Origin of the sequence: Dendronalium phyllosphericum CENA369, assembly GCF_016056275.1 — a bacterium.
GTDB classification, from domain to species: domain Bacteria; phylum Cyanobacteriota; class Cyanobacteriia; order Cyanobacteriales; family Nostocaceae; genus Dendronalium; species Dendronalium phyllosphericum.
In genome coordinates, this window is record NZ_JAECZA010000005.1 from 4,062 (window position 1) to 11,533 (window position 7,472).

The 7,472-nt window shown below is 42.0% G+C and carries 7 protein-coding genes; 4 read left to right on the forward strand and 3 right to left on the reverse strand.

Annotated features, from left to right (window positions below; all coding sequences use genetic code 11):
* From I8752_RS02325 to I8752_RS02340, 4 genes are all read left to right on the forward strand, one after another.
* The coding region (locus tag I8752_RS02325) for a tetratricopeptide repeat protein (RefSeq protein WP_214430719.1) at positions 1 to 636 on the forward strand (636 nt) is incomplete at its 5' end.
* Between the two features lie 363 nt (positions 637 to 999).
* On the forward strand, positions 1,000 to 1,287 hold the full coding sequence (locus tag I8752_RS02330) for a hypothetical protein (RefSeq protein ID WP_214430720.1): 288 nt from the start codon (positions 1,000 to 1,002) through the stop codon (positions 1,285 to 1,287).
* On the forward strand, positions 1,284 to 1,703 hold the full coding sequence (locus I8752_RS02335; RefSeq protein ID WP_214430721.1) for a type II toxin-antitoxin system VapC family toxin: 420 nt from the start codon (positions 1,284 to 1,286) through the stop codon (positions 1,701 to 1,703). Before I8752_RS02330 ends, I8752_RS02335 begins: the two co-directional genes overlap by 4 nt.
* 19 nt (positions 1,704 to 1,722) lie before the next feature.
* On the forward strand, positions 1,723 to 2,142 hold the full coding sequence (locus tag I8752_RS02340) for a hypothetical protein (protein WP_214430722.1): 420 nt from the start codon (positions 1,723 to 1,725) through the stop codon (positions 2,140 to 2,142).
* A gap of 305 nt (positions 2,143 to 2,447) precedes the next feature.
* On the opposite strand, the gene I8752_RS02345 is transcribed toward I8752_RS02340, so the two are convergent.
* The 3 genes from I8752_RS02345 to I8752_RS02355 all read right to left on the reverse strand — a co-directional run bounded on the left by I8752_RS02345 (position 2,448) and on the right by I8752_RS02355 (position 7,285).
* Positions 2,448 to 3,227 carry a DUF928 domain-containing protein gene (locus I8752_RS02345; protein WP_214430723.1) on the reverse strand — a complete coding sequence of 260 codons (780 nt, stop codon included), beginning with the start codon at positions 3,225 to 3,227 and terminating at the stop codon, positions 2,448 to 2,450.
* Positions 3,228 to 3,630: 403 nt separating this feature from the next.
* Positions 3,631 to 5,991, reverse strand: a complete 2,361-nt coding sequence (locus tag I8752_RS02350; RefSeq protein ID WP_214430724.1) for a CHASE2 domain-containing protein — start codon at positions 5,989 to 5,991, stop codon at positions 3,631 to 3,633.
* 328 nt (positions 5,992 to 6,319) lie between these two features.
* Complete coding sequence (locus I8752_RS02355; RefSeq protein WP_214430725.1) at positions 6,320 to 7,285, reverse strand: DUF1822 family protein; 966 nt, start codon at positions 7,283 to 7,285, stop codon at positions 6,320 to 6,322.
* Between the last annotated feature and the right edge of the window lie 187 nt (positions 7,286 to 7,472).

Consider the following 7,472-nt stretch of genomic DNA (forward strand, 5'->3'; position numbering starts at 1 on the left):
TTGTATAGTGCTGCTAGTGATTATCACCAACTGGGCATTGTAGCTCAAGAGCAAAAGCAATTTGATGTGGCTGTTAATTACTATAAAAAGGCACTAAAAATCTATGAAGATGCCGGAGATTTGTACTATGCTGCTCGTGACTGTCACCAACTAGGTACCGTAGCTGAAGAGCAAAAGCAATTTGATGTGGCTGTTAATTACTATAAAAAAGCGCTGAAAATATATAAAGATGCTGAAGATTTATACAGTGCTGCTGATGACTATCATCAACTGGGTAGGATAGCCGAACAGCAAAGACAGTTTGATGTGGCAATTAACTATTATCAAAAAGCCTGGGAAATTTACGAGGAATTCAAGGATTGGTATAAGGTTTCACAAACATTAGCTAAGTGGGGAAGGGTTTTTGAAGCTCAAAAAAATTACGCTGAGGCTTTGCCAATTTACATTCGTGCTTTGGCTATTGAACTAGAGCATAATAATCAAAATGGGATTGGTTATTATATCCATGCTTTAGCCCGTATGCTCCAGCAATTAGGTGAAAGCGAGTTTCAACCCATTTGGCGCGAGGCGACGGGTGAAGAGTGCGCTGGAGAAGTGCGCGAGGCAATTTGGACAGCACGAGATGAGCTAGGTTGATTCAGAACCCCGCCTTTTGAAGAAGTCGGGGATCTCGCAGCTTTTCAACTAGTGCATGTTATTTATTCATAAGTTTTGTTTAAGTGTTGCTAGCGATCGCATAAGCATTTGCGTAAATGTCGTGACTGAGACCACTAACGTCGCGATGAAGACCACTAACGTCGTGATGGAGACCACTAATGTCGCGACTGAGACCACTAATGTCGCGACTGAGACCACTAACATCGTGATGGAGACCACTAACGTCGCGACTGAGACCGCGCTACAACCTAGCTATTTAGAAGTGCGATGTCTACGACGGGCTACGCCTACGCAACATTTACAGTAGCAGTGCTTTATTCTAGAAACAAAAGGAGTAGAACTATGCAAGCCTACAAGCTCAACGCCACAATTGATGAATCAGGCCATTTAATTATTGACGAACCTCTCAACATTGCTCCTGGTAAAGTGGAAGTGATTATTTTGCAGCCAGTTCCATCTTTGGAAAGTTCTACAGAAATCACTACTGAGTCACAGCCAGATAAGCCTAAGAGACAAACAACAAAAATTAAAGCTTTGCAAGACTGGTTTGAGAAGACACAACCTGCTCCTGCTGATTTTGACCCAGACCAAGCCAGATGGGAAGCTTTAAAGGAGAAACATAATCTGTGAAAGTCCTGTTAGACAGCAATGTTATTCTGGATGTTGGTCTTGAGCGACAACCTTTTTTTGGCAATAGCGACACAGTTGTATCATTTGTTGAAGAAGGGCAGATAGAAGGCTACATATGTGCATCTGCTTTTAGTGACCTTTACTATATCATCCGTAAAGAAAAAGGTCGAAATTTAGCCCTTGAATTTTTGAGGGAAATAGTTACTTTCTGTCGTATTGCTACCGTAGACAGTACCGCAATCAACATGGCGCTAAACCTTAACTTCAGAGATTTTGAAGACGCTATTCAATACAGCAGCGCAGTACTCAATCACTTAGATGCTATTATTACTCGCAACCCTGGAGATTTTCCAGTTGCTACTCCTAGAATTATGACACCTGATGAGTTGATTCTGGAATTAACAAATACTCAATAAATATTTAAGTCAAATATATATGAACGCTCAATTAACACCTGCCGAAATCCAAGAAATTCAACAACTTCTGCAAGAAGACATCTCAGCCCAACAAGCGCTTACTACCCTGCAACAACATAATGGCAATTTTGAAGCTAGTTTTGATGCACTCTGGCAAGAGAAAGTCGGCAAAACAGATTATGGTAAGGGCAAATCTCTCTTACAACTAACCCTTAATGAAATTCGCCTAGAAATTTGTGGTGATGACGGTTTAAGAGGCAAAATCAAAGAATACACTAATAATCCTGGTAGTGCTTCTTTATTCAACAGTATTATAGGTTCGCTGGTTGCTGTTGCAGCACTACATGGAATACCGATTGATGGGGCGATCGCTACAATTGTTGTGTTATATATTCTCAAAATTGGAATAAACGTTTTCTGTAAATATACTGAACCCTAGCAATAGGCAGATGTGGGAAAGAGCCATCTGTATCATTATTTTTGGGAAATAAAGTCAGGAGCCAGAATGAGCGCATGATATCGTGTTCGGTGAAAGACCGATCGTTAAGACCGCTCCAAGGGCAGTCCCGATGAAACAAGTTTCACCGCCATGCATGAAAAAGGTTTCTTCACGGCAGTTGCTACAACGGAGGGAACCTCCGCAACGCACTGCCTCCCCTACACCCCACACCCTTCTTCAAGTCAGAGGAAAAGAAGGTTTTTCCAATGATTCTGATTCCTGAATTCTGACTTCTGAATTCTTCTTCAATAAAGTTTTCCTGGAAGAATTGGTTGTGATGCAACGTCATCTAAGCGGATGCTGGCTAGCAAATTTTTCCACTCAACTTCAAGTGCCTTATCTTGAGGATTTTTTTGACGTAATTGTGCCAGGGTTGTTAGTGCGTCGTGCCAAATTCCATTTTGGGCATAGATGGTAGACTGCTCTAGAAGTGTTGCTGTTTTGAACTGTTTAGTAATTGCCTGTTTGAGGTTGACTCGTTTGATTACACCTTCTACGTAGATGGGAGGGGATGGCTGTTTTTGGTTGCAACTGATATTCAAAAACCAGCGATATTGTTTGTCTACTGCTAATTGAGGAGCGTTAGTAGGTAGAGAAATACCGATGACTCCCGGTCGCTCTGGTAGCGCGATCGCTTTTTGGTATATTGGATTATTCTGTTGGTCTTGCAGCACAAATTTAGTTTTATAGGCAGAATTGTTAGCATATGGCACATAGAACCATAAGGTTGGGTTTGCTTGTGTTGTCAATCCCCAGACATTTGTCACCTGCTGAGAAACATCTTCGGTAAAGGGTGCTAAGGCAGTGAGTGTAGAATTAGCTAACGAACACGTACCCCGCCTAGCTCCTCCACGAACGCGACCTCCTGGAGGGTCATCTGATGGAGGTTGCGGCCAAGAATAGGTTGCGGTTTGGGCTATTGCTGTACTACGAGCAAAAAACAGTGGTGCTGGTGCTGCTAGTATTAAGGTCTGACTAGCTACGAAACCTGTATAGCTCAGAGCTAATGCTAAAAATAGTTTCATATTAATTCGTAATTAATAGACTCAAAAAGGCTTGATCTAGGGGCTTTCTCTGACCTCACTTTGTTCTACAAATAATACTTCTTTTCCCAATAGAGTTTAATAGGTATAGTCGTAATCACACCCTTTAGGACAATTGCGATCGCTCAAAGGCTTAAAGCAACTGGTTTTTTACTCAGCGAGAAGTTGCTCTTGTGGGTTTCCGTCCAAGCGAACTTCGGAGGGTTCCCCCCGCCCTTGCAAACTTCGGTGACTCAGCACTTTGCTATAGTAAACTCTCTGAAACTCTTATAACTTCGTGCCCTTTGCGCCCTTTGCGGTTCGTTTTTTCATAATTTTGCGTAAGTCCTGAAAATTACTGCTGAAATTCAAGAAATAGAATTTTGGAGCTACTGCAATAAAATTGCTAAGACTCTGGTGAAGTTCTAGTTATTTGTCTGCTTAATTTTAAATTTCGCAATTTGATAGTTCCTGTAACGCCAACTGTCACTACTAGCGATAAAGCTGACGGTACGAATGGAACCCAAACACCATCTATTAAAAGACTTAAGCAAAGTAAATACAAAATGCTAGAAGCAATACCAACTGCTAATGCTAATTTTGGGAAAAAACACCATTGCCAAGCAACTATACCTCCTACCACAGCCCAACCCCAAATCCAAATTGCCTCAAGCCACGGCGACCAAACCCGCAATAACGGACGCTCGTCCAAGACAGCACTGATAATTTGGCTGACCATCTGTGCTTGTACCAGCACTCCTGACATTTGCTCGTCTAATGTAGTTCCGTATGGCGTAGCCCAGTAGTCGGGAAAATCTCCCTTTGCTGTGACACCAATTAGCACAATTCGGTTTTTAATTGCTCTGGGGTTGACTGCACCAGATAAAAGTTGGGTTAGCGATACCTTTTCGGCAATGTTCTTAGAGGAGCGATAATTAAGTAAGATTTGACCGCTATTGGCATCAATGCCTTGATAACCACCACTATAAGGCGACAGACGTTGAAAAACTGTATTACCTAGCTGTAAATTTGCTTTGGGATCTTTAGAGGTAAATTTTGGTTGAAATCCTAAAGATGCTAGATAATAAAATGCCAGTTGCGTGCTGAATGCATAACGAGTAGAACACAACGATGCAGGCTCCTGAGTCATGAACATCAGGTGGCGACGCACGACTCCATCTCCATCGTGAAGGAAGTCGCTGAATCCCAAACGTTCTTTGGGAATTTCTGGAGGCGGTTCAATACCTTTAGTACCTGTTGATGTATCGCTTCCTTTGCAGACTCCAACCAAATTATCAGTTTGCTGCATCCGATTAATTAAATCTTGCTGTTTGGCAGGAAAATCGCGATAGATATCTAAGCCGATCGCTTTTGGTTGAGACTGTACTAGTTTTGCTATTAGTTTATTGAGGGATTTTTCCGAGATGGAAGTTCCTTTGAGGATTTCACCATCATTGTTTCTTTGATAAGCTATGTCTTCATCATCAATCGTCACTACTAGCAGGCGGCGATCTGGCCCTTCATCAGGACGCGATCGCATCATCTGATCGAAAGCCTTTAATTCACTAGTTTGGAGTCCGCCTAGAAACCTAAATACACAAACTAAAGCAGTTATAGTCAGACTGGAGAAAAAAGCGACGTTGAATCCGCGTTTGCGGAATGGATTAGACGGTATATCTTTCTTTTTGGTATGTTTTAGCTGCTGCCAAGAAAGTGGTGTCTGTGCGGGATTTTGGCAAATCACTGGTAGCCAAGTCGCACAGGGAAATTTATCTTCAATTCCTTGCAATCGCTCCCGTGCTTGGCGCACTGCTTGGTATAAAGATTCACCACCTGCGAAGCTTTCAATAAAATACTTCAAGAATTCTTGGGCTACTTGGTCTGGAACGGGTTCCCGCATAAAAATTACTTGCGGGATTTGCAAATCGCTTAATTCTCGTGCTAGTCCCAACCCATCACAAGAGTTGAATATTGCTAATTGCAAACCCCGTTCAATAGCTGTTCTCAGGGCGTACTTTAACTCGCTGATACTGAGGCTATCAGTTCTATTGAGGTAAATTCGGCCGCTGCTATTATTTCCCTGGCTGGAACTATGTCCGGCAAAGAATAGAATATCCCAATTTTTGCCCCACAGATAATCGTTTAATTCTTTGCGCTGTGGTTCTACTAGAAAGCTGACATCTGCATCGGGGCACTTTTGCAAGATAGCTTGGTCGGCTTGGGTGTCAATTCCTTGACTGTTACCCACAATTGCCAAGATGTTGATGACTGGATTCGGGGCGCGTGGTTTGAGAATGCGATCGTAGGTTGGCAATGAAAGCGCAATTTCAGCTTTGGGATAGCGTTCAAATAAATCCCACAGATGCCAGGGTAGTCTCTGCAATTGACTATTTTCTGATTGCAGAATTACTCGCACTTCTTCTGCGGGTAACAATTTTTCCAACCATTTCTCGCGTAGGGGTCGAAATTCTTCCGCTTTTAGCCAAGTATTAAAGCGTGCCCGCAAAATATGACCCATACTTTGACAGTCTTGGGTAAACGATACATTTGTCACCTGGATTTTTTCAGCATCCAAGCGGTAACGATTGCCCAATTGTAGATAACTAGCTTGCCAACGGGCGTAGTAAAGGGGTATTTCAGCACATGGCGGCAACTTACCCATCATTTCTGTTGAAGGGCGATCGCTTTCTTCACCTATCTGGAGAGTTACAGTAAACCCCAACTCGAAACTACCGTCTCCAAATCTCAGAACCACTAACTTAGCCATGACCGTTGCTTTGCTCTAATTCAAAATACCCAAAGTTCTCAATTCGTAATTCGTAATTCGTAATTCGTAATTAAGAAAGTCAGCCCATATCTAAATTTGTATTTTTCGCATTCTTTTTCAAACTGTAAAATTCCGAAAGATTAGCTGGAATTTTTCATTTTGAATTACTATTTCAATTAGTTGGTGTATCGATAAGTAATAACTAAGTAGGTGGACATAATTAAATGTAAAATGCCAATCGGTGAAACGCTGTCATAAGCTGGCATTTACCTCTTGCCCTCTGCCTTCTGCCTTCTGCCTTCTACTTAACAAGACTTAAAAATCTGCTTTAAATCACAAAGTGTTCTGTAATACTCATATCATCCAATGACACTCGAACGCTAAAGCGTTCCTGGATTTCACCTCTAAACTGCAACTGAATGTAATTGTCTGCACTTCTTGCTTGAGCTTCTAGAAATACCGTTCCTTCTCCATCTAGGACTATGAGTTGTACTCCTGGCGGCAGGTAAATTTGATTACCTGTGGAATGTAATTGTAAGCGAATGCTGGTTTGGCGATCGGCTTCTGGGCTGATTTCCACAACCAACATTACGGGTTTGTCAACTATTTGGATGCCTAAATCAATTAATTTGGCGCGTCTTGTGATTTCTGGTTGGTTAAGAGGTGTTTCTTCCAAAGTTATGGGACTACGAAAAACGTAAGCTGGTCTGGCTGACAGCGAGTTCCACAAAGATTCAACAGTTTGCCAGCCAGCCTCAAATTGATTGGTAAACCATTGACTCAAGTTAACTAAAGCATTGGTTGGACAAGTTCTCAATTCCCCTAAGTAATCAATTAATGCTTCTAGAGGTTGTAGTTGACTCAAAGGCAATACTTCTGTTGCGATATTGTTAACAAATCCTAATAGTTTGGCTTCTTGGAACGGTTCATCAACTTGTACCACTACATAACCTACTCGTTCTTCCCAAGTTTCTGGTGGCATCGAACACACTTGCTCGTGCAAACGCACAGAGCGACACTCCAGACGACCAATTGAAGGTACATGCAAGTCAGCGACATTGGCACAGAGTCGCATTACAGGGTTCCAACTGTCACTAGCTTTCAGGTCGGTGGGAATTTCCATCATCTGTAAATAATCATTCACCACAAATACAGCTAGCGTATTCAGCTGGACTTGCTCTGCTTTTTCGAGAGTAGGTTGTTGGTTAGCAAACTGCCGAGCTGTCAAGCGAGCCATTTGAGATATTGGTAATATCAATGCGGAATCGTCTAGCTTGTCAGTGGTGTTAATCATAATTCAATTCCTCGTAATCAATGCTGCTATGTTACATATCGCCCGGATTGACTAAATTTATGCCATATATTTGTGAAAAGTCAGAAAAAGTAGTATCGGGGATAAGTCAGAGAAAATGTTTCTGTTTTACCTTTAACCCGATCCCTAAGGGACTTCCAAATAAATAAATTATCCCATCGCTATTGAA

Coding starts and splice junctions, on each gene's coding strand:
- I8752_RS02330 (WP_214430720.1), top strand. CDS start 1,000: ATGCAAGCCTACAAGCTCAACGCCACAATTGATGAATCAGGCCATTTA.
- I8752_RS02340 (WP_214430722.1), top strand. CDS start 1,723: ATGAACGCTCAATTAACACCTGCCGAAATCCAAGAAATTCAACAACTT.
- I8752_RS02345 (WP_214430723.1), bottom strand. CDS start 3,227: ATGAAACTATTTTTAGCATTAGCTCTGAGCTATACAGGTTTCGTAGCT.
- I8752_RS02350 (WP_214430724.1), bottom strand. CDS start 5,991: ATGGCTAAGTTAGTGGTTCTGAGATTTGGAGACGGTAGTTTCGAGTTG.
- I8752_RS02355 (WP_214430725.1), bottom strand. CDS start 7,285: ATGATTAACACCACTGACAAGCTAGACGATTCCGCATTGATATTACCA.